Source organism: Allobosea sp. NPDC055594, from assembly GCF_053618995.1.
In genome coordinates this window covers 1-21929 of the sequence record NZ_JBSHIO010000005.1, presented here as the reverse complement: position 1 = coordinate 21929, position 21929 = coordinate 1, and the positions used below count along the sequence as shown (strand labels likewise).

Below are 21929 nucleotides of genomic sequence, written 5' to 3'. Positions count from 1 at the left end.
TTGCGCCGAAGGGCCCTGGCTCAGGCCCCTTCGGGCAGGACCTTGCGCCAGGCCCGCACATCGACGCTCTGGAACAAGCCACCACGGGCATAGGGATCGCCGGCGGCGAACGCTTCCGCCGCCTCCCGGTCCGGGCAGTCGATGACGATCAGGCTGCCGGTCGAGGTCGCACCATCCTCGGCCAGGAACGGGCCGGCGAAGAGAATCTGCTCGCAGCGCGGGGCGAGATAATCGAGATGGCTCGGCCGCAATTCGGCGCGCAGCGCGGTTGCTCCGGGTTTGTCGAAGCACAGGATCGCAAACAGCATGACGTCTCCTCGATAGGTTCCAGATTGCGGCTCTCAGGCCTCGAAGACCTTGCCCGGATTCATGATCGCATGGGGATCCAGCGTCGCCTTGAGGCGCCGCATATAGTCGACGGTGATGCCGAGCTCGTCGCGCAGGAAGCTGCGCTTGCCCTCGCCGATGCCGTGCTCGCCGGTGCAGGTTCCGTCCATGGCGATGGCGCGATGGTTGAGCCGGTCGATGAAGGCCTTGGTCCGCGCCATCTCCTCGGTATCCTCGGTCATCGCCATGATCGAGACGTGGAAATTGCCATCGCCGACATGGCCGACGATCGGCGCGACGAGGCCGGTGCGCGCGATGTCCTCATGTGTCTCGGTCATGCAATCGGCCAGCCGCGAGATCGGCACGCAGACATCGGTGGCGATGAATTTCGAGCCGGGCCGGAGCTGCAGGCAGGCCCAGTAGACATCGTGCCGTGCGGTCCAGAGCGCGTTCCGCTCGTCCTGGGTCGAGGCATGGTCATAGGACTGGCAGCCGAACTCCTCCGCGATCTGCCCGAAGATCTCGACCTGCTCGTTCACCGCGGCCTCGAGGCCGGAGAACTCCACGAACAGCGTCGGCGTCTCCGCCATGGCGAGCTTCGAATAAGCGTTGCAGGCCCGGATCTGCAAGGCATCGGCCAGTTCGATGCGGCCGGGCTGCAGCCCGTAGCGAATGCTGGCAATCACCGCATTGCAGGCGGATGCCAGATCCGGAAAGGGGCAGACGGCCGCGACGACCGCCGGCGGGATGCCGTGCAGCTTGACCGTCAGCTCGGTGATCACCCCGAGCGTCCCTTCCGCTCCGATGAACAGTCGCGTCATGTCGTAGCCGGCCGAAGATTTGCGCGCCCGCGTGCCAGTCTTGCAGACGGTGCCGTCCGGCATCACCACGGTGAGGCCAAGGATATTGTCCTTCATCGTGCCGTAGCGGACGGCGGTGGTGCCCGAGGCGCGGGTCGAGGCCATGCCGCCGAGCGAGGCGTCGGCGCCGGGATCGATCGGAAAATGCAGGCCGGTGGCGCGCAGATGCGCATTGAGCGCCTTCCGGGTCACACCGGCCTGGACGACGCAGTCCATGTCCTCCTCGTGCACGGCGAGGACGGCGTTCATCTGGCTGAGGTCGAGCGAGATCCCGCCGAATGGCGCGTTGACGCCGGCTTCCAGCGAAGTGCCGGTGCCGAAGGGGATGAGCGGCACCTTGTGCGCCGCGCAGAGCTTCACCACCGCCACGACATCCTCGGTCGAGCGGGCGAAGAAGACCGCATCAGGCACTTCGAGCGGGTGCCAGGAGGTGGCGTTGGCGTGCTGCTCCCGGATGACACTGTTGCGCGTGACCTGCTCGCCGAAGCGATCGGCCAGGGTCGCGATGACCAGCGCGACCGCTTCGTTCGCCTGAACCTTGGGAGCATCTTGCGCCGCGAATGTCATATGCGTCCTCGATCGTTTCGGGCCGGCAGCGGGCCGCAGGGCAGCTCCCGTCGCAAACGAGCCCTGCACGTTCCTTGCCGGTGAATCGCGCAACCGGCAGCGCACGACGTGGCTGCGGCGGAGCTGCCTCGCGCGCCTCGCGGCACTTGATTATCTCTGCTTAAAAACTAAACGTTCAGTATTGTAAATAGCCGCGACAGCGGGAAAGGACCTCGAGAGCATGACGCAGTCTGCCGGAACGCGTGGCCGCAAGCGCAGTGCCGCAGCCGAGAATGCGGTGCTGGCGGCGGCCTATGATCTGCTGGCGACGGAGGGGCTGCAGGCCACCACGGTGGAGGCGATCGCCCAGCGCGCCAAGGTCAGCAAGGCAACGATCTACAAATGGTGGCCGAACCGCGCCGCCGTGATCATGTCGGCCTTCCTGCGCGAGGCGAGCAACGCCCTGCCCTATCCGCAGCAGCTCGACATGACGAGCATCTTCGACCGGCTGCACCGCATGGCCGAGGAGTTCCATGGCCCGATCGGCAACATGGTCCGCGCGCTCATCGCGGAAGGCCAGTCCGATGCCGAAATCGCCCAGGCCTTCCGCGAGGGCTATGTACTGGCGCGGCGCCAGGAGGGTGTCGCGATCGTGCACGCGGCCATCGCGGCCGGGTTGATCCGCGAGGCCGATCCCGATGTCATCCTCGATATGCTCTATGCACCGCTGTATTACCGTCTGCTCGTCGGGCACCAGCCGCTGACCGCGGAGTTCGTCCGCGAGCACGTCACGCTGGCGCTGAACGGCCTGGCGACAGGGCGGGGCTGAGCGAAGCGCCCGGCGATTGTCACAGCGCCGGATCGGCGCGAGGCCTCGGGTCAATCGGCCATCGCCCGCAGGGCGCGCCGAGCCAGGCCGAGGGGGCGCAGCAAGCGCAGGGCGAGCATCTGCGTCGCGATCCTCCGTCCTGCTTCCCGTGTCATCGGCTTGCCGGAAATCGAGCGCAACGTGGCAAGGGCGCCCTCATAGTCGCCGACCCTGCGTTGCGCCTGCGCGAAGCACAGCTGGATCGCACCGACCTCCGGAGCAAGCTCCGCCGCGCGACGCCAAGCCAGGAGTGCCTCGTCGTGTCGCCGCAGCCGGGAGAGCAGAGAGCCGCGAAAATGCCAGCCGAGTTCGGCGTTCGGCGCCATCTCGGTAGCCTTCCGCGCGAGCGCCAGGGCTGCCTCGCCTCGCCCGGATTTGAACACAGCATCGGCAAGCGTCATCAGATAGTGGAGTGAGCGCTTGCGCAGCGCCCGCGCGCGGCGGCCGAATGCGGCGCCATCCACCGGCCCTGCGACAATTCCGAGGACGAGTTCGGACAGCAGCCCGCATTCCGACAGATAGGCCGCAGCCGCATGGCCGGCATAGGGCAATGTCAGGTGTTCCGCCGCCATCTCGGCTGCAATCAGCTCGGCATGGAGCCGTTCCGGCTTCATCAGTGGATCGTAGACGATCAGGGCGGGTACGCCGGCCGGGAGCGGCCCCGACAGCTCCGCCAGCCAGGGCGTCCGACGATGGCCGGCCCAACGCTTCTCGAATGGGGCCTTGCGCGGATCGAGGCTGTATTGCGGGGAGAGCGCCAAGGCACCCGTGGCGCCGACATGGTCCGCGAAACGCAGGGCGGCATAGGCGCCCATGCTCGAACCATAGGTGACGATCCGGGAGAAGCCGCAGGCCGCCTCGCGCACCCGCGTGGTCGCCTCGCGCCAGTCGGGCTCGTGGTACCAGCGGTTGCGGGCATTCACGACATGGATCGCCGAAACGCCGTGCTCGGCGAAGAAGCGCTCGCCGAAGGCATCGCGATCGAGATCGGTCGTGTCGGTATAGGAATCGAAGGTCACGACGCAGCTCGCACCGCCGCGATCGGCAAGCTTCACCAACAGGTTGGGCGAGCGGTAGATCAGCGAGGGCGATGCCGGCCTCTCCGGCCCGCGTCCATGCGGGCCGGCGGAGGTCGCGAGCGGAAGGCCGGTCGACGGCGACATCTGAGCCGGTCACCAACGCGGCATGTCGGGTGCCGAGGCCGGCATCGTCATTCGCAATCCAGCTTCTCGATCGACGGCATGCCGGCGAAACGCACTCTCGAATAATAGGTGACCGAACAGCGCCGCGTTCCCGGCTGCAGTTCGCGGACCAGCCAAACCGAGGTCCCGGCATAGCCGCAGGTGATCCAGATCCGCCGGTCCGAAGCGGCGCCGAAGCGCCAGGTCGAGACCGTGCGGTCCTTCACCTTTCGGGAGACATCGGGCATCAGAGAAGCCTGCTCTTCTGGCGGGCCGTCAAAAAATGCCAACCTGTTCAGCCGATGCGGCACGGGGTCGCGCAGGGCGGTCCAGTCCGGCAGCGACACGGTCAATTGCTGGGCGACCTCCACCTCGGAAGGACATTGCGGGGTGGCTGCCGCCTCGCCAGCGACCAGGTTCGCAAACCCCGCGACGATCAGGATCCGGCGCGTCAGCGAACGCCGGTCACCATTCGATCGCCGAAAATGCATTGCCATCATTGCTCAAGCCAGCCTTTTGCCGGAACCCAACGAATCGCGCGAACCCTAGCTTCTCCCTGCGCCTTCCATTGGTCCAGAACCCGGGTTCCAAGGAAATTCTGGCCGAGATGGATCACAGCGCGCTTCCCGCTATTTCCGGCCTGCGGATATTTCCTGTCGACAAAGGTCGCAATCGCAGTACCGGTCACGGTATTGCTGCCCTTCTCGACCTTTCGCCCCAGAGATCGGTTTGCGGTGCCTGAAGTGCTTTGCGGATCTCTCGCCGCGAACGCCTTCCAGAACGATGCGGATCTTTTCTTCAGCCAAGAACTGCCGCTGCGTCGCTCGCCGGACATCCTTCACGACCTGCTCGGCCGGCGCTTCGGACGTGGCAGCCGAACTCGCCCGGCATATCCGCGACTTGCACGCTGGATGAGAGGTCAGGCCAGACCGGCGACATCGACGCCAGTCAAATACTCGTTCCCTGTTCTGTTTTGGAATGGTGGAATTTTGGCGCGCCGCTCAGGATAAACCTGCAAATACTTATGTATTTAAAGTATCGATGCTGCGCTGGTCACGAATTTGGAAAGGCGAAGGACTGAGGTTACGCCGCGGGCGGTAGCGATGTCCGCAGAGAAGGTTTCCGGAATCGCTCAGCCCAGACCAACATCCTCTGCAGACTTTGCTCAACTGCGCTGTACTCGACGCCGCGGGTGATGAACACGAGAAAGGAGCGAGAATCCTCAGGATCAAGCGGCAAATGAGTTGGCGGGTGCATCACATGCTGCACGCCGTGGATGGCTAGCCTCGTGTGGGCGGAGGTGGTGTTGAGCAAGCCCTTCACGCGCAGGATGCGGTCGCCATGCGCGTGCAGGAGCGACGAGAGCCAGATCGTGAACGCCGGCCAGTCGATGCGCTCGGTGAATTCCAGGGTGAAGGAAGTCAGTTCATCGCGATGGCTGACCGCCTCCACCGCCTGGAACCGCGAGCGGCTCGGTGTATCCGGCGAACCATGCCCACCGAGCACAGCCTCCGCATCGAAATCGGACTCCTGGGCATCGATGATGCGCAGATCGGGTGCAATCGCACTGACGGCCTTGGCGATCTCCTCGAAAGAACGAGCGTCCCGCATGTCGCGTTTGGTCACCACCACCGTATCGGCGATCGAGACCTGCCGGCGGGCCTCCGGCTGCGTTTCGAGATTGCGCAGCCCGGCCACGGCATCGACCACCGTGACCACAGAGGCCAGCCTTACATTGGAACGCAGCCAGGGATCGTTGGCCAGCGTCGCTATGATCGGGGCGGGGTCGGCCAGCCCCGAGGTCTCAAGAATCGCACGGCTGAACCGACGCCCGCCGCGGGCCGCCTGTACCAGGCGGTACATGGCCTGCGCCACGTCGGCTCGGCGGGCGCAGCAGAGGCAGCCGCCGTCGACGAGCTCGATCTGCTCGACGGCATGGACGAAGAGCGTGTGGTCGACGCCGGCCTCGCCGAATTCGTTGACGATGATGCCGGTATCCGCCCCGCGATCCGTCTCGACAAAGCGCCGGATCAGCGTCGTCTTGCCGCTGCCGAGGAAGCCCGTGACGAGGGTGAGCGCGAGCCGATCGTTCATGTCATGCCACCATTTGGTCGGAAGGGATGCTGCCCTTGAGGAAGTCTGGCGCCAAAGGATCGACGGTCATTTTCGAGAGCTCTTCAGCCATTTTCCAGATATCGCTGAGCGTGGCGGCGATCTTGAAGCGCCCGACCGCATCGAACACGGCTATGGCCTCTCCGTCCCAGTCCTCGCAATGCACGCCCTGCTCCGCGAGCAGAGCGTTGAGCAGGTCAAGCCGATGCTTCCGTTCGGAGCGGTAGTGCATGATGTCATCGAAGGGGAAACGGTCGTCACGCAGGCGGGCAAAGTCGCTCCAATGCTCCCCGGCGCCGAAGATCGCGCAAACCTCACACATCGCCGCGATCCTTGATACTTTCGGTGCCGCCCAAATCCATCCGCATTCCCTGGGAGGGCTCTCGCGCCAGCACTTCGATGACACGCTTGCGGGCGAGCCCGGTATGCGAGGTCGCCAACGCATCGGCACGCTCGCAATCCTGCCCGCGAATTGCTTCTACGAGCGCATCATGCTCCTCGAGGATCCGGCCGAGGTGCTGCGCATAGGCCGCGTCGCTGTCGTAGTAGGAATAGACCATCGCCATCCGCGAGATCCGCAGATTCTCGGTCAGCTGCTGCAGGTAGAACTGCTCGATCCGTGAATTGCCGCAGCCTCGCCCGATCTCGGCATGGAAATCCCAGTTCAGATCGGCCAGCAGCTCCATCTCTCGCCTGTCGGACGCGACCTGGAATGCATCGCGGGCCCGGGCGATACGTGTGAGCTGCTCCTCGCTCCGGCGCGCGGCTGCCCAGCGCGTGGCAAGCCGCTGCATCACGTCGAACGCCTCGAGGTGCTCGCGGATATCCGTCCACTCCATCGGTGCTACCCGCGCGCCGCGGTTCGGAAGTAGCCTGATCAGCCCTTCCCCGGAGAGGCGCACCACAGCCTCACGCAGCGGCGTGCGCGAAATGCCGAGGCGCTGGACGATCTCGGATTCCTCGAAATCGCTCCCCGGCGCGAGCCGCAGCGAGATGATCTCGTCACGCAGGATCCGGTAGGCGAACTGGGCGCTCTCGCCCTTTCCGGGCTTCTCCATTTCCCGCGGAATCCCTGCGGCAGACTTTGACATTCCTGCTCTCCCAATTTTGCATAAACTATGTATAAACAACCACGGTGTCTACAGCGCCGTGTCCGCCCCGGGAAGGCTGGACGGCGCGCGACACTCCACAGGGCTCCGAGCCAGCGCTCCAAAAGGGGGGCGTGGCCTGTGCCTGAGGCCATGTATCGACCCCGCCCGAACGGATCGGCCGGGTTTTTGGGAGAAGACACGCATGACCCGTCCTTATGATCTCGTCATCGAGAACGGAAGGTTGCACACGCCGTCCAGCAGCTACCAAGCAGATATCGCCATTCTCGATGGAAAGATCGCCGGCATCGGCGCGCACTTCCCGATGGCGGAGAAGCGGATCGACGCGAAGGGCCTCGATATCCTGCCGGGGCTCTGGCACGTCCACTGCCATTTCCGAGAGCCCGGCCATACCTATAAGGAGGACTTCGCCTCCGGATCGAGCGCGGCAGCGGTCGGCGGCGTGACTATGTGCATCGACATGACCAACAATACGCCGCATCCGACCTCGCTCGAGACATTCGAGGAAAAGAAGGAACTAGTCGCGCCGAAGGCCTATGTTGACTACGCACTCTACGGCGGAGGCCTCTACCCCCGGACGGTCGAGGCCCTTGCCAAGGCTGGCGCGCTCGGCATCAAGATCTTCAACACGCGCCATATCAAGGAAGTTTACCCCTACATTACCGAGCTTGGCGTGCTCGACCACGGCATTCTCTACGAGCTCTACGAAGCGACGCGAGATCAGGGCCTGGTTGCCTCGGTGCACCATGACGATCCGGAATGGTGCAAGCGCATCACCTTCCGCGACTTCATCGACAAGGGTCGCACCGACGCGCGCTCCTATCACGATAGCTTCGCCAAGGGGTATATGTACGGCCACGGCATGGTCGCCGGGCTCGCCGCCTCGCTCTATTATGCCAAGCTCGCCGGGGTGAAGCTGCACGTCCTGCACCTCGGCGTCATGCCCGAGGGCGCCAACGAGATGATCCACCATGCCAAGTTCGACCTTGGTCAGGATGTCTCGGCGGAACTCGAACTCGGCACGATGTTCATGACCCGCGAGCAGATGGAGAAGGTCGGCCCGGCCACTTACAACTGGGGCTATGCACCGGAGAGCGGCTGGAAGACGATCGAGAACGGCGTGGCCGATTTCATCGTGCTCGAGCATGCGCCGCACACTTATGACGAGGTTCAGCCCGGCTGGCAGGATATGTTCTCCATCCCGCTCGGCATGACCGGCGCGCAGGAATTCGTGCCAATGATGCTGAATGCGGTGAACGAGGGCCGCCTCACTCTCAATCAGGTGGCGCGCCTCGCCGCAGAGGCGCCGGCCCGCCGCTTCGGCATCTTCCCCCGGAAGGGTGTAACGCAGATCGGCTCCGACGCTGATTTCTCGATCGTCGACATGACGCGCGAGGTGGTCTTCACCAAGGCCGACATGCTCTCCAAGGCCGGGCACACGAGCTGGGAAGGCATGCGGGCAAAGGGGGCGGCAACGCACACCATCGTGCGTGGCAAGGTCGTCGCGCAGGACGGCAAGCTGGTCGGTGACCGGGGCTATGGCCGCTTCGTCCCAGGCACAGCCGCCAGAGCTTGAACAGCGGACAAAGAAAGGGGCCGGCGATAACGCCGGCCCCTATCTGCTACGGAAGAAATGAATGAAAATGCCGCCTCATCGACCCGCGAGCGAGCGGAACAGCGCATAGCGCTTCTCCATGACGAGGCAGATCACGGCAGTGGCGATGATCACGGCCGCGCTTGCCGCCGCCACCGAAGGTTCCGCCAAGTTCTCCATGCGGCTGAAGATCACCACCGGCAGCGGGTTGTCGCCCGGCTGCGAGACGAAGACCGACACCACGATGTTGTTGACCGAGGCCAGGAAGGCGAAGAGCCCGCCGGAGATCAGCCCCGCCTTCATCATCGGAATGGTAACGTGCCAGATCACCTGCCAAGGTTTCGCTCCGTGGATGGCGGCGGCACGCGGCAGCGAGGTGTCGTTGAGCGACAGGCTCGCCAGGGCGGAGCGAAGCACGTAGGGAACGGCGATAACCGTATGGCCGATGACGAGCCCGACCTCATTGAGCAGGCCGAGCTGGGTGAAGAAGACGAGAAACGAGAACCCCGTCAGCACGAGCGGCACGCTGAGCGGCGAAGTAAAGATTGCGGCCAGGAGGTTGCGCCGCACCGGCGGCTGGCGGCTGAGGAAAATCGCCGCCAACGCGCCAGAGGGCACTGAGATCAGCACCGCCAGCACGGCCACGCGCGCAGTCACCACGAAGCCGTTCACCATGTCGGGATCCTGGATCATCACGTTCCACCAGCGCAGGGAGAGCCCTTGCGGTGGGAAGCTGAGATAAGCGCCGGCCGTTAGCGAAGCGCCGATGACCATCAGGATCGGCAGCGTCAGCGCAGCATAGACCAGCCATGCCAGGAAGCTCATGAAGCGCGTCACCGAAGTTTCTCCCAGGGCATCCAGCGCTGGGCCGTGACCGAGAGCACCCAGCTGCAGGCGAGCGTGACGACAAAGAGCAGCAGCCCCAGCGCCGCCGCGCCCGGCCAATCGAAGAACTGCACGGTGAACTGATAGATCAGCAGCGGCACGACATTGACGCGTCCTCCACCGATGAGGAAAGGGATGACAAAGGCCGCCATACTCAGGGCGAAGACGATCAGCCCTCCCGCCAGCACGCCCGGCAAGCTGAGCGGCAGGATGATCCGGGTGAAGATCTTCGTCTCCGTCACGCCGTGGATACGTGCGGCACGCGCTAGGTTCGGATCGATGTTCTCCAGCGCCGCAAAGGTGGTGAGGATGACGTAGGAGATATGGCTGAACACCGTCACGATAACGACGCCCGTCGTCGTGTTCATCAGGCGGATCGGTTCCGAGATCAGCCCCGTGCCAAGCAGGACCGAGTTCAGGATGCCGTTGTTGCCGAGGATCAGCACCCAGGCGAAGGAGGCGACAACGAGGCTGACCATCAGTGGGAGCAGAACGATCAGCGTAAACCAAAGACGCGCCGTCCCCGATCGCAAGCGATGCAGGTGCCAGGCCACCGGAAAACCAAAGACCATGCTCAGAAGCGTCGCGGCGGCCGAAATGCCGACCGTGCGCAGAAACGCGGCGATGTAGTTTCCGTCGCCGAGAAAGCGAGGGAAATTGGCGAGGGTGAGCCCGCTGCCGATCAGCGTGATGGGATCGTAAGGCCTGAATGCCATCGCGAAGACGACGGCGAGCGGGACGACGAAGAACCCACCGATCAGCACGGTGATCGGCAGCGCGAGCACGCTGCCCTTGAAGGCCCGGGCGAGCGCGCTCACGGTGCCTTCTCCGGCGCGAACGCCATCCAGCGGGGCCGCTCGATCGAGAGCCCGACGCGGTCGCCGATCTCGGGAAGGAAATCCTGCTGCGCGCTGGGCTGGGCCTGAACCTCCTGCCCTCCCGGCAGGGTGATCACATAGCGGATCACTGAGCCGACGAAGGCACGGCTGACCACGACGCCTTCGATCGAACCTTCCCCGGCACCCGCCGACCGGATGCCAACGCTCTGCGGTCTGACCGCCAGTTGCAGCCTGGCATTCGGATGCATCCAGGGCGCGCGCGCGATCTCGACCTGCGTCGCGGGATCGATGCGGACGAGCGCCGCCTCCCCCGAAAGCGCCTCGACATTGGCATCGAGGAAGGACGACTCCCCGATGAAGGAAGCAGCGAACAGGCTCTTGGGTGCTTTGTAGAGCTCCTCGGGACGCCCAGCCTGCTCGATATGTCCGCGGTTCATCAGAACGATGCAGTCGGACATGGTCAGGGCTTCTTCCTGGTCATGGGTGACGTAGAGCGTTGTGATCCCGACCTCCTGCTGGATGCGCCGGATCTCGACCTGCATCTCGCGGCGCAGCTTGGCATCGAGGCTGGAAAGCGGCTCGTCCATCAGCAGGACCTTCGGGCGTACCGTCAGCGCCCGCGCAATGCCGACACGCTGCTGCTGGCCGCCCGAAAGCTGGCGTGGATACCGATCCGCCAGCGCGCCCAGCTTGACCATCGCCAGCGCCTCGCCGACGCGCTCGGCGACCTCCGGTTTCGGCACGTGCTGCATGGCGAGGCCGAAGCCGACATTCTCCGCGATCGTCATATGCGGGAACAAGGCATGGCTCTGGAACACCATGCCGAGCTTGCGACGATAAGACGGCGTGCCCAACATGGACACGCCGTCGATCTTGACATCGCCGACATCGGGAGCCTCGAAGCCGGCGACGATGTTGAGCGTCGTGGTCTTGCCGCATCCTGATGGGCCGACGAGGGAAATGAACTCCCCTCGCCCGGCGCTCATCGATATGTCGCTGAGGACGGTTGCAGCCCCGAACGATTTGCGCAGGTTCAGGATCTCGAGCGACATGCAATCAGACATACCCGCCTCAGCCCTGGATCTCACGCTGCCAGCGCTCGCTCAGAGCCACGCGCTGACGATTATATTCGATCCACGACACCTGCGCCGCGGCGGCGCTGATCTCGGGCGTGACCGGGAACATGGCGGCGAACTCCGGGCTCAGCTGCACCTTCGGATTGGACGGCACCATGAAATCCGTCTCGGCCAGCACCTTCTGATACTCCGGCGAAAGCATCAGCTCGGCCAGGAGTTCCGCTTCGCGCCGCGCCGGCGCATTCTCGGGAATGGCGAGGAACTGCGAGAGCGCCACGGCGCCGTCGGTGGGCGCCTTCCAGCGGATCGGCATGCCCGCTGCGGCTGCTTGAAGAGCACTGAGCTGGGGAGCGAAGGCGAGCCAGATCTCCTTCTGCTGGAAGAGCTGGATGAGCTGCCCGAGGGGCCCGATGAAGGTGCGCACGTTCGGGCGCAACTGGGCGAGCTTGGCGAAGCCGGGATCGAAGGACTGCGCAGGGTTGCCGCCTGCCAGCTGCGTGGTGCGCTCAAGCGTGACATAGGCAAAGGTGTTGGTGAACTGCGGCAGCGCGATGCGGTTCTTGAACTCCGGCTTCCACATGTCGAAGAACGCGCCGGGAGGCTGCACACCGGCCGCCTTCAGCGCTTCCTCGTCATAGCAGAAGCCCGTCAGATAATTGAACAGCGACACGCCGCGCCCATCGGCATCGCGGAACTTTTCGGGAATGGCGTTGACGTTCGTGATCGCGGTCGTGTCGAGACGCGCCCACAGGCCGACATCCTTGCCTTGCTGCCATGGGCCCTGGTCGAGCGTGAACAGGCTGATCTGTGGATTGGCGCGCTGGCCGATGGCGCGGGCCAGCGCTTCGGCGCTCAGCATGGAAGAAGCGGCAACGTCAATGCCGTGCAGTTCCTTCATCTTCGGCACGACGTAAGCGTCGAAGGAGCGCTTGTAGATGGCCGAGACGACAACCGCCAAACGCCGGTTCTGCGCGAAAGCCGGACGGGAGATCGTCGCTGCAACCGCGGCCCCCCCGAGCAAACCTCCCATCTGGCGTCGGCTGAATTTCGTTGTGTGCGAACCCATTTGGCATTCCCCATCTTATTTTGCATGCCCCACTGACCGAAAGGTTCGCGAGGACACACTCATGTTGCGCAGAGCCGATGCCGCAACGTCTCCGGATCGGTCCGCGATCCTCGACGATGGGCGGGCTATGACAATCGTTTTATACACCATTTATGCAAAATGAAAACGGGGCATGATATTCCGAGTTGAACAGGCCAATCTGGCGCCCGGCAAGGAGGTCGCGATGACCAAGGCAGAGGCAGTGTGGCATGCTGACAGGGTTCATTCCGCCATCCGGTCAGGCGAAGCAGTCAACTCTGCGCTCGTCGCATCCTGGCAAAGGTCAGCGAGCCTTCATCGGCTCGACCCGGCCGAGCGGCGCAGCCCGAACCGGCTGAGCGAGGGAGAGCTTGGCGCGGCGAAACGGCCGATGGAGCTTATGCTGAGAGCGGCGCAGGCAAGCCTTGACCGACTTTATAGTGCGGTCGGCGCGATGGGCTGCTGCGTGCTGCTCGCCAATCGCGACGGTGTACCGCTCGAACGCCGCGGCACTGTCGGCGACGACGAAACCTTCGAAAAGTGGGGGCTGTGGCCCGGCTCGGTCTGGAGCGAGGAGAACGAGGGAACGAACGGCATCGGAACGTGTCTTGTCGAGCAGCGCACGCTCACGATTCACCGGGATCAGCACTTCTTCACACGCAACACGCTACTCTCGTGTACGACCGCCCCAATCCATGACCACGAAGGCAACCTCGCCGGCGCCCTCGACGTGTCCTCGTGCCGAACAGATCTCACGGAAGAGCTGGTCAACCTCATCGCGATGGCCGTGGGGGACGCGGCACGCCGCATCGAAGTCGAACATTTTCGCCTGGCGTTCCCTGGCTCTCGCATCGTCGTGGCTCCCGCCGCGAAATGGCACCTGAACTGCTTGCTCGCGCTCGACAAGGACGATCTTGTGGTCGGAGCCACCCGGGCGGCAAGGCAAGCCTATCGCTATCGCGACGGGCTGACGGGCAGACCTTTTCCGTCGAGCGAGGAAGACCTCTGCGAGACGCGGTTCGGTGAAGAACTCAAGAACGCCGAGAGAGGGATTCTTGAACGTGCCCTGTTCCGCTCCGGCGGCAACGTCACTGCGGCAGCCCGTGAGCTACGTGTTTCGCGCGCCACGCTTCACCGCAAGCTGAACAGGCTCGGGATTGAACGGCCAGACTGAAGTATTGCGCTGCACAGTGTCGCAAAGATGCGACGGTTTGGCGGTGTCTCTCGGATTCTGAGGGCTGACAGCCGCCAAGGAGCGTTCAGACTCTCCTGAGGACGCGGTTTCAGCGTCGAGCAAGGGAGATTTGCATGAACAGGCCGGAATTCACCCGTTCGTCCGGGGCGCCTTTCAGGGCGCGCTACGGCAACTTCATTGGCGGCAAATGGGCGGAGCCGCTGAGCGGGCGATATTTCAAGAACCATTCGCCGGTCAACGGCCAGTTGCTCTGCGAAGTCGCCCGCTCCGACGCCAAGGATGTCGATGCTGCGCTCGATGCCGCGCACGCCGCCAAGGATATCTGGGGACGGACCAGCCCAGCCGAACGCTCCGTGCTGCTCAACCGCATCGCGCAGGTGATGGAAGACAATCTCGACCTGCTCGCCCGAGCCGAAACCTGGGATAACGGCAAGCCGATCCGCGAGACGACCGCCGCCGATCTGCCGCTCGCAATCGACCATTTTCGCTATTTCGCCGGCGCCATCCGCGCGCAGGAAGGCGGCATCTCCGAGATCGACCACGACACTGTCGCCTATCATTTTCACGAACCGCTTGGCGTCGTCGGCCAGATCATCCCCTGGAACTTCCCCATCCTGATGGCAGTGTGGAAGCTCGCGCCCGCGCTGGCCGCGGGCAACTGCGTCGTACTGAAGCCAGCCGAGCAGACCCCGGCCTCGATCCTCGTACTGGCCGAACTGATCGCCGACATCCTCCCGCCGGGTGTGCTGAACATCGTCAACGGCTTCGGTCTCGAGGCCGGCAAGCCTCTGGCCTCGAGCAGCCGCATCGCCAAGATCGCCTTCACCGGCGAGACGACCACCGGCCGGCTGATCATGCAGTATGCCAGTCAGAACCTGATCCCGGTGACGCTGGAACTCGGCGGCAAGTCCCCGAACATCTTCTTCAAGGACGTGGCGGTCGACGACGACGACTTCCTCGACAAGGCGATCGAGGGCTTCGTCATGTTCGCGCTCAACCAGGGCGAGGTCTGCACCTGCCCCAGCCGCGCGCTGATCCATGAAAGCATCTACGAGCGCTTCATCGAGAGGGCACTGAAGCGGGTCGAGGCGATCCAGCAGGGTGATCCGCTCGATGCCGCCACCATGATCGGCGCGCAGGCCTCGTCCGAGCAGCTCGAAAAGATCCTTAGCTATTTTGATATCGCCCGGAAGGAGGGCGCGGAAGTGCTGACCGGCGGGGCGCGCAACGAGCTTCCGGGCGATCTGGCCGGCGGGTACTACATCAAGCCGACGGTTCTCCGGGGCAATAACAAGATGCGCGTCTTCCAGGAGGAAATCTTCGGGCCCGTGGTCTCCGTCACGACCTTTAAGGATGACGAGGAAGCGCTCTCCATCGCCAACGACACGCTCTACGGCCTGGGCGCCGGCGTGTGGACGCGCGATGGCAACCGCGCCTATCGCTTCGGCCGTGCGATCCAGGCGGGTCGCGTCTGGACGAACTGCTACCACGCCTATCCGGCTCACGCCGCCTTTGGCGGTTACAAGCAGTCCGGCATCGGGCGTGAGAACCACAAGATGATGCTCGATCACTACCAGCAGACCAAGAACATGCTCGTCAGCTACTCGCCGAAGAAGCTCGGCTTCTTCTGACGATCACTTGCACTGAGCCGCGCGGGCCCACGGCTCGCGCGGCGCGCCTTTCCAAAGGGCAGGAAAGCATGGCTATAGCTTCATTGGAACGCGTTTCGGCGACACCGGCCGCCGAGGAGCTTCTGCGCGAGATCATCGCCGAACATGGCCCGGTACTATTCCACCAGTCGGGTGGCTGCTGTGATGGTTCATCGCCGATGTGCTATCCGCGGAACGATTTTATTCTCGGCGACCACGATGTCCTGCTCGGCACGATCGGCGAAACACCATTTTACATCGGCGCACCGCAGTTCGAGGTCTGGAAGCATACACGCCTGACGCTCGACGTCGTGCCGGGGCGCGGCGGCATGTTCTCACTCGACAACGGGCGTGAGCGTCGTTTCTTCGTGCGATCGGACCTCTGCTCGATCGGCTAGTTGGCAGCGGGAGTTCCGGCACAGCACCCATTGATTTGCTGCCGAGCGAGGAATTGGCGCATGCGCCGGTGCGATCCCCAATATCGTCGCCAAACATGTGAGCAGGCATCAGGCTCCGTTGGTTACCTGGAGAACGGGCCCGACCTGCTATACGACGCAGGAGGTCGAAAAGCGTAGCGCGGTGAAGAAGAAGCTCGCCATCGACGCCGTCGAAACGAAGATCGTCACCAAAGAGCGCCCGCCGCCTCTGGCGCGACCTTCAACCGCCCTCAGACGACCACAGCGGAAGCGAAACCGACTCCGACAGCGCGCGAACCGGTCTCCGGTGGTGCCTACCGCCACCCTCCGGAAAGACAAAACCAGGCCCCAGGGACCGCCAGGGCAGAATGGTCCGATTCGGCCCAAGTCACAGCTCAGAGAGCTAAAGCTCGCCCCAAATCCCGCCGCAAACCTTTGAAATCACGTAGAATCCCGCACCTGGTAAAACACGGGGCCGGCGAAGATGGTGGTGGTGGGGGCGGTTGGAAGCGCACAGGTCTCCGCTTCGAATCCCTGTTCTGCCGGGAAAACAGGGAATACTCGCACGGAAACGGAGCTCAATATGCCAGGGAACTGAAATTCAGCTCGACATTTTCCGGCCCTGGTTAGCATGAGGCATTCCCTCTCGGAACAGCCTAGTTGACCCGCTGCCCACCGCCATCTCTCTCAAGGCCTTCGATTTCCGATTGCTGCTAGAACACGCTCCGGTGTCATCGGCATCTGCGTCATGCGCACGCCGATCGCACGCCGGATCGCGTTGCCGATAGCCGCGGCAACAGGGATGATCGGCATCTCGGCGACGCCCCGGACGCCATAGGGCACGTCGGGAACCGGCGTCTCCAGGATCACCACACCGATCTTCGGTAGATCGAGTGCCGTCGGCATGCGGTAATCCAGAAGGCTGGCGTTGCGCAGCCGCCCGTCCGGCGCATAGTCCAAATGCTCCGTCAGCGCCCAGCCCGCGCCCTGCGCGATGCTGCCGTGGATCTGGCCTTCGATCGCAGTTGGGTTCAGGGCCCGGCCGACCTCCTGGAATGCGGTGTAGCGCAGGATCGTCACCTGCCCGGTTTCCGGATCGACCTCGACGTCGCAGACATGCCCGCCGATCTCGACGCCGAGCGGAAGCCTCGTCGAAACGCCGCGGCCGATGACCGCGCCGTCCGACAACGTCAGGCGCATCAGGTCGGCGATGCCGATCGAGCCGCCGATCTTGCTATGAAACGCGGTCGCCGCGTAAGTGACGTCCTCGACTTTGCATTGCAGCTTGATCGCGGCACGCCGACGCAATTGCGCGATCGCATCCCGGCAAGCTTCGGAGACGGCGACGGTCATCGTGCGGGCGATCCGACTGCCGGCGGCGATGTCGGTAAAGCCCACCGATTTCGAATCGCCCGTCGCGACATGGACGTCGTCCGCCGCATAGCCGAACTCTTCCGCAGCCACCTGCGCCATAGCGGTGCGCGTGCCGGAGAGGTCGACGGCGCCCATGGTGACCATCGGGCGCCCATCGCCCGCGATTGTGACATGCGCGGCCGAGGTCATCGACGTGCCGCGCCAGTAACCGAGCGCGACGCCGCGTCCGCGCGGCAGGCTCCCGGGCGCGATCGGCTCTCGCCAGCAGGCGTGGCTCGCCATGCACGCGATGACCTCTGGGAACGGCATCGAAGGAAAGGGCATGCCGAGTGGCATCGGGGTTCCAGTGTAAGCGGCATTCCGGCGCCGCAATTCAAGCGGGTCGAGGCCGAGCCGAAGCGAAAGCTCGTCGATCGCCTGCTCCATGGCGAAAGCGGCCTGGATACCGCCCGGGCCGCGATAGGATTCGGTATGCGGCTTGTTGGTCAGGATGTCCCAACCTTGGAGGTCCAGGTTCGCAGACTGATAGGGCGCGGCCGATGACTGCATCAGCAAGGTTGTCGGCGTGCCCGGAAGGCCGCCAGCATCGACGATGTAGCGGCCCTCGATCGCGCTCAGACTGCCCGCCTCGTCGGCGGCGAGCCTAACGCCGATGCGCGCCGCGGCGCCCGTACCAGAGCCGCCTTGCAGGACCTCCTCGCGCGAGGTCACGATCTTCACCGGGCGTCCGGTCAACTGCGCCAGACGCGCCGCGAGCGGCTCGACATGCACGGTGATCTTGCCACCGAACGCACCGCCGACCTCGAGCGGAATCACCTTGATCCTGCTCTGGGGCAGGGCGAGCAGCGCGGCGAGCTGCATCTCGGTCGCGAACACACCCTGCGTCGAGACCCAGACCGTCAAGCGGCCGTCGGCGTCGCTTTCAGCGACGCAGGCATGCGGCTCGAGATAGCCGTGATGCGCTGTGTCGACTGCCACGGAGATCTCGGCGACGATGGCTGCCTCAGCGAACGCGGCCGTCGTATCGCCACGCGCGATGACCGTGCGGCTGCCGGCATTGCGTGGGGCCGGGCAGTCAGTGTCGAACCCCTTGGGCGCGTGCTCGGCGACGATCGGCTTCGAGCCCGACGCCGTTGCGGTCTCGATGTCTATCAATGCCGGCAGCGGTGCGTATTCGACCTCGATCAACTGCAATGCGGCCCGGGCGTTGTATTCGTCAACGGCGGCGACCGCCGCCACCGCATGGCCGCGCCACAGAACCTTGTCGCGCGCAATGACGGTCCGCGCTGAAACCCAGGCATCGGCGAAGCTGTCCGCATTGGGGTAGAGGGTGCCGGGCTTGAGATCCGCCAGATCTTTGGCGGTGATGACCGCGAGAACGCCCTTCAGCGCGCGAGCCCTCGACGTGTCGATCCCGAGAATCCGCGCATGCGCATGCGGGGAGCGCAGGATCTTGCCGACCACCATCCCGGGGCGTTTCAAATCGCCAGAATAGATCGCGCGGCCGGTCACGCGCTCGCCGCCATCGACGCGCGCGACCCGCTTGCCGACGACCTTCATGCCATCCTCCTCGGAGACGCCGCTCATGTCGAAGCTCCGGCGATCGTCTCGGCCGCTGCTTCGATCGCGCAGACGATCTTGTCGTAGCCAGTGCAGCGGCAGAGATTGCCGGCGATCGCGTGCCGGATCTCGTGTTCGTTGGGCGCAGGGTTACGCGCGAGTAGCGCGACCGCCGACATCACGATGCCCGGTGTGCAATAGCCGCATTGCGTGCCGCCAAGGGCGACGAGCGCGGCCTGGACGGGATGCAGAGTGTTGCCCTGCGCGATGCCCTCGATCGTGGTGATGCGCGCGCCTTCGGCCTCCGCCGCCAGCATGAGGCAGGAGCAGACGGGCTCGTCCTCGACCAGCACGGTACAGGTGCCGCAATTGCCGTTGGAGCAGCCTTCCTTCGTGCCCGTGAGGCCGAGCCCCTCGCGCAGCAGCACGAGCAGCGTGTCCCGCGTGTCCACGATGGCCTGGCGCGCTTCGCTGTTGACCTCCGCCGAGACGATGATTCTCACGACAGGGAAACTCCCAAACGCGAGGCGCAATCGGCTAGCGCGCGCCGTGTGAGCACGGCGACCAGCTCACGCCGGTACTCGGCCGAGCCGCGCGTGTCGCTGATCGGCCGAGTTTCCTGCGCGGCCCGGACGCCGGCCGCGTGAAACAGCGCGGCGGAGGGCTTTTCGCCGATCATCGTCGCTTCGGCCGCGACGGCGCGGATCGGCGTCGGGCCGACCGACGACAGGACCAGCCGCGCGGCCGTGATCGTACCGTCTCCAGCGAGATCGATGCGGACGCCCGCGCCGGCAACGGCGATATCCATCTCGCGGCGCGGGGTGAAGCGGCAATAGCGGTCCGCCGATCGCTGCGACCGCTTCGGCAGCAGGAGCGAGACGACCAGCTCTCCCGGAGCGAGGCTGGCCCGGCCCGGTCCGGCGACGATCTCGCCCGCGGGGATCTTTCTGTCTCCAGCGGGACCATGGATGATCGCGGCGGCATCAAGAGCGATCAGGAGGGGAACGCCATCGGCCGACGGCGCCGCGTTGCAAAGATTGCCGCCTAGGCTTGCACGGCTCTGCACCTGGAGACTGCCGATCAATCCCGCGGAATCGAGCAGCGCCGCGTGAGCAATGCGGAAGCCGGCGTGCTTACGCAGGGGGGCGATTGCCACCGCGGCCCCGATCCGCCAGGAGCCGTCCTCCAGCTCCTCGATCGCGGTCAGCTCCGGAACATGTTTCAGGTCGACGACGATCTTCGACTGCCGCCGCCCTTCGCGCAGCTGCGGGATGAGATCGCTGCCGCCTGCCAGAGGTCTCGCTCCGTCGCAGGCAAGGATCGCCAATGCGTCAGCCAGCGCTGTTGGCCGTTGGTATTGGATCTCGTTCAACTGGACGGGTCCCTGCGAGCTGGTCGCCGGCGGCGACAAAGAAACAGTTTTTCACCGACTCCGACGCGGGTGGTGTCTCCACGGATAGAGACATATCCTTGATGACCGCTTCCGCGCGAAGGCCGGGTTCTCGATAGAAAAGCACCCGCCCCACAGGTCACTTGTCGGCCGAAATCAGCCATCAGACTGTAGATTTGATCGTGATCCGGACGTGTTGATCCTCGAACTGCTGCAGGCTGAGATAGCCGAACGCGGAGTGCAGTCGGTTGGCGTTGTAAACCTGATCGATGAAGCGCGGAAGATCGGCGTGAACTGATGAGGTGGATGCCCCCTCCGGCCGGCATCGTAAGGCGTCCGCGAGCGCCATCGAGGCACCCGACCCAAACAGCAACATGAGGCGCACGACCTCGGAAAGGACCATGACCCCGACGATGACCTCGCGAAATCCGAGGTTGACAGCTCTCCGCAATTAAAGGGCCGAAACACAGCAAAGGCCGAAGCCGCCTGCTTGATGGTCATCCAGTCCTAGGGTCTAAACTCAACGGGCATCTTGTGATTCAGGTGGCTCATGGGAAAGGGAAGTTCCATGAGCCGCCTGTTCTGGGTGAATGACGAGCAATGGTCGAAGATCGAGCCGCTGCTGCCGCATTATGGCAGCCCGCCTCGGGTCGACGTCCGGCGCATCCTGAGCGGGATCGTCCATGTGCTTCGGCGCGGCTGCCGCTGGTGCGGCTGCCCGGCGGAGTACGGCCCCTGCACGACGGTCTACAATCGCTTCAACCGGTGGTTCCGGAAGGGCATCTACGCCGCCCTGACTGGAGACAAGCGCACGCTACCGACAACTTCTCGCCGACAGCACTCACATCAAGGCGCATCGCTCGGTGGCCGGCGCCGAAAAAGGGGGGAGTAATGTCAGGCGATTGGCCGCTCCCGCGGTGGTCGAACGACTAAGATCCATGCCCTGAGCGACGGCAAAGGGCGCGCTCTCGTTCTCGCGTTCACACCCGGACAGGCCGCAGACATCAGGATGCTGCCCGTCATGCTCGACGCCGCACCACCAGCGGACGAGCTTCTGGCCGACAAGGCCTATGACAGCGATGCGGTCCGCGAAAACCTCATCGAAAGAGGCATGCGCCCGGTCATCCCGAACAAGGGCGACCGCAGGTTCCTTCATCCCTTCGACCGCAAGCGCTATCGAGATCGCAATGCCATCGAGCGCATGTTCTGCCACCTCAAGGACTTCAGGCGCATCGCAACACGCAATGACAAGCTCGCCAGAAATTATCTCGCCTCGCTTTGCCCCGCCGCTCTCGTCTCATGCTGGCTGCGTTGTGTCTCGACCCTGGACGACGCCTGCGAGCGCCGCCGCCCCATCGGGATAAGCCTTCTTCATGCGCGTGCTCCTGCCGATCGGGTTTGAAGTGTCTGCCGCCGCTCAGAGCGGTTTCTTGATCCATTTGGCGATGACGCCGAGGATGCCTTCTCGGAAGAGCAGCACGCAAAGCACGAAGATCACGCCCTGGATGACGGTGACCCAGGCTCCGAGCGTCGCCAGGAAGTTCTGCATGGAGACGATGACGAGGGCGCCGACGATCGGCCCGAAGATCGTCCCGAGCCCGCCGACCAGCGTCATCAGCACCACTTCGCCCGACATCGACCAGTGCACGTCGGTCAGCGAGGCCAGCTGGAAGACGATCGCCTTGGTCGAGCCGGCGAGCCCGGCCAGTGTCGCCGAGAGCACGAAGACGGCGAGCTTGTACTGGTTGGCGCGATAGCCCAGCGAGATAGCGCGCGGCTCATTGTCCCGGATCGCCTTGCAGACCTGGCCGAAGGGCGAGTGGATGATGCGGTAGAAGGCGAGCAGCCCGGCCATGAAGATCAG

Annotated in this window: 22 protein-coding genes and 2 pseudogenes; 6 read left to right on the top strand and 18 right to left on the bottom strand. The window is 64.4% G+C overall.

Annotated features, from left to right (window positions below):
- Positions 1-20: 20 nt before the first annotated feature.
- The gene (locus tag ACWGRX_RS11685; RefSeq protein WP_452117681.1) at positions 21-308 is read right to left on the bottom strand and encodes a YciI family protein; all 288 of its coding nucleotides are present in this window, start codon (positions 306-308) and stop codon (positions 21-23) included.
- A gap of 33 nt (positions 309-341) precedes the next feature.
- The gene (locus ACWGRX_RS11680) at positions 342-1754 is read right to left on the bottom strand and encodes an FAD-binding oxidoreductase (RefSeq protein ID WP_452117680.1); all 1413 of its coding nucleotides are present in this window, start codon (positions 1752-1754) and stop codon (positions 342-344) included.
- A gap of 220 nt (positions 1755-1974) precedes the next feature.
- Between ACWGRX_RS11680 and ACWGRX_RS11675 the strand changes: the two genes are divergently transcribed.
- Positions 1975-2562, top strand: a complete 588-nt coding sequence (locus ACWGRX_RS11675; protein WP_452117679.1) for a TetR/AcrR family transcriptional regulator — start codon at positions 1975-1977, stop codon at positions 2560-2562.
- 50 nt (positions 2563-2612) lie between these two features.
- Here ACWGRX_RS11675 and ACWGRX_RS11670 read toward each other — a convergent pair whose 3' ends face one another.
- The 7 genes and pseudogenes from ACWGRX_RS11670 to ACWGRX_RS11640 form a co-directional block, all read right to left on the bottom strand.
- On the bottom strand, positions 2613-3764 hold the full coding sequence (locus tag ACWGRX_RS11670; RefSeq protein WP_452117678.1) for an alpha/beta fold hydrolase: 1152 nt from the start codon (positions 3762-3764) through the stop codon (positions 2613-2615).
- A gap of 47 nt (positions 3765-3811) precedes the next feature.
- Positions 3812-4279 carry an STY0301 family protein gene (locus ACWGRX_RS11665; protein ID WP_452117677.1) on the bottom strand — a complete coding sequence of 156 codons (468 nt, stop codon included), beginning with the start codon at positions 4277-4279 and terminating at the stop codon, positions 3812-3814.
- Positions 4279-4470, bottom strand: coding sequence for a BPSL0067 family protein (locus ACWGRX_RS11660; protein WP_452117944.1), 192 nt, complete (start codon positions 4468-4470; stop codon positions 4279-4281). Before ACWGRX_RS11660 ends, ACWGRX_RS11665 begins: the two co-directional genes overlap by 1 nt.
- A gap of 25 nt (positions 4471-4495) precedes the next feature.
- Positions 4496-4675 (bottom strand): annotated as a pseudogene (locus ACWGRX_RS11655) (IS3 family transposase); the annotation flags it as partial.
- Positions 4676-4865: 190 nt separating this feature from the next.
- Positions 4866-5876: a CobW family GTP-binding protein gene (locus ACWGRX_RS11650; protein ID WP_452117676.1), complete on the bottom strand. Its 1011-nt coding sequence runs from the start codon at positions 5874-5876 to the stop codon at positions 4866-4868.
- 1 nt (position 5877) lies between these two features.
- Positions 5878-6216 (bottom strand): hypothetical protein, encoded by a 339-nt coding sequence (locus ACWGRX_RS11645; protein WP_452117675.1) that lies wholly within the window; start codon positions 6214-6216, stop codon positions 5878-5880.
- Positions 6209-6952 carry a GntR family transcriptional regulator gene (locus tag ACWGRX_RS11640; protein ID WP_452117674.1) on the bottom strand — a complete coding sequence of 248 codons (744 nt, stop codon included), beginning with the start codon at positions 6950-6952 and terminating at the stop codon, positions 6209-6211. Before ACWGRX_RS11640 ends, ACWGRX_RS11645 begins: the two co-directional genes overlap by 8 nt.
- Before the next feature lie 235 nt (positions 6953-7187).
- Between ACWGRX_RS11640 and ACWGRX_RS11635 the strand changes: the two genes are divergently transcribed.
- Positions 7188-8579, top strand: a complete 1392-nt coding sequence (locus ACWGRX_RS11635; RefSeq protein ID WP_452117673.1) for a dihydroorotase — start codon at positions 7188-7190, stop codon at positions 8577-8579.
- Positions 8580-8654: 75 nt separating this feature from the next.
- Here the strand turns inward: ACWGRX_RS11635 and ACWGRX_RS11630 are convergent, their stop codons facing one another.
- The 4 genes from ACWGRX_RS11630 to ACWGRX_RS11615 are packed head-to-tail and all read right to left on the bottom strand — an operon-like array spanning position 8655 to position 12355.
- Positions 8655-9434 carry an ABC transporter permease gene (locus ACWGRX_RS11630; RefSeq protein ID WP_291635496.1) on the bottom strand — a complete coding sequence of 260 codons (780 nt, stop codon included), beginning with the start codon at positions 9432-9434 and terminating at the stop codon, positions 8655-8657.
- Positions 9431-10300 (bottom strand): ABC transporter permease, encoded by an 870-nt coding sequence (locus ACWGRX_RS11625; RefSeq protein ID WP_291635498.1) that lies wholly within the window; start codon positions 10298-10300, stop codon positions 9431-9433. Before ACWGRX_RS11625 ends, ACWGRX_RS11630 begins: the two co-directional genes overlap by 4 nt.
- Positions 10297-11385 (bottom strand): ABC transporter ATP-binding protein, encoded by a 1089-nt coding sequence (locus ACWGRX_RS11620; protein ID WP_452117672.1) that lies wholly within the window; start codon positions 11383-11385, stop codon positions 10297-10299. Before ACWGRX_RS11620 ends, ACWGRX_RS11625 begins: the two co-directional genes overlap by 4 nt.
- A gap of 7 nt (positions 11386-11392) precedes the next feature.
- Positions 11393-12355, bottom strand: coding sequence for an extracellular solute-binding protein (locus ACWGRX_RS11615; protein ID WP_452117671.1), 963 nt, complete (start codon positions 12353-12355; stop codon positions 11393-11395).
- Positions 12356-12686: 331 nt separating this feature from the next.
- On the opposite strand from ACWGRX_RS11615, the gene ACWGRX_RS11610 reads away from it, so the two are divergent.
- The 3 genes from ACWGRX_RS11610 to ACWGRX_RS11600 all read left to right on the top strand — a co-directional run bounded on the left by ACWGRX_RS11610 (position 12687) and on the right by ACWGRX_RS11600 (position 15723).
- On the top strand, positions 12687-13655 hold the full coding sequence (locus ACWGRX_RS11610; RefSeq protein WP_452117943.1) for a GAF domain-containing protein: 969 nt from the start codon (positions 12687-12689) through the stop codon (positions 13653-13655).
- A 134-nt stretch (positions 13656-13789) separates the two neighbouring features.
- Positions 13790-15307 carry an aldehyde dehydrogenase gene (gene adh, locus ACWGRX_RS11605; RefSeq protein WP_452117670.1) on the top strand — a complete coding sequence of 506 codons (1518 nt, stop codon included), beginning with the start codon at positions 13790-13792 and terminating at the stop codon, positions 15305-15307.
- A gap of 68 nt (positions 15308-15375) precedes the next feature.
- Complete coding sequence (locus ACWGRX_RS11600) at positions 15376-15723, top strand: DUF779 domain-containing protein (protein ID WP_452117669.1); 348 nt, start codon at positions 15376-15378, stop codon at positions 15721-15723.
- Positions 15724-16428: 705 nt separating this feature from the next.
- Here ACWGRX_RS11600 and ACWGRX_RS11595 read toward each other — a convergent pair.
- The 4 genes from ACWGRX_RS11595 to ACWGRX_RS11580 all read right to left on the bottom strand — a co-directional run bounded on the left by ACWGRX_RS11595 (position 16429) and on the right by ACWGRX_RS11580 (position 20468).
- Positions 16429-18702, bottom strand: coding sequence for a xanthine dehydrogenase family protein molybdopterin-binding subunit (locus ACWGRX_RS11595; protein ID WP_452117668.1), 2274 nt, complete (start codon positions 18700-18702; stop codon positions 16429-16431).
- Positions 18699-19178, bottom strand: coding sequence for a (2Fe-2S)-binding protein (locus tag ACWGRX_RS11590; protein ID WP_452117667.1), 480 nt, complete (start codon positions 19176-19178; stop codon positions 18699-18701). Before ACWGRX_RS11590 ends, ACWGRX_RS11595 begins: the two co-directional genes overlap by 4 nt.
- Positions 19175-20047, bottom strand: a complete 873-nt coding sequence (locus tag ACWGRX_RS11585; protein WP_452117666.1) for an FAD binding domain-containing protein — start codon at positions 20045-20047, stop codon at positions 19175-19177. The genes ACWGRX_RS11590 and ACWGRX_RS11585 overlap by 4 nt, the downstream gene beginning before the upstream one ends.
- Before the next feature lie 181 nt (positions 20048-20228).
- Positions 20229-20468: a hypothetical protein gene (locus ACWGRX_RS11580; RefSeq protein WP_452117665.1), complete on the bottom strand. Its 240-nt coding sequence runs from the start codon at positions 20466-20468 to the stop codon at positions 20229-20231.
- Between the two features lie 165 nt (positions 20469-20633).
- Here ACWGRX_RS11580 and ACWGRX_RS11575 point away from each other — a divergent pair.
- Positions 20634-21374 (top strand): annotated as a pseudogene (locus ACWGRX_RS11575) (IS5 family transposase); the annotation flags it as partial.
- A 108-nt stretch (positions 21375-21482) separates the two neighbouring features.
- Here the strand turns inward: ACWGRX_RS11575 and ACWGRX_RS11570 are convergent.
- A partial coding sequence (locus ACWGRX_RS11570; RefSeq protein ID WP_452117664.1) for a branched-chain amino acid ABC transporter permease occupies positions 21483-21929 on the bottom strand: 447 nt, incomplete at its 5' end.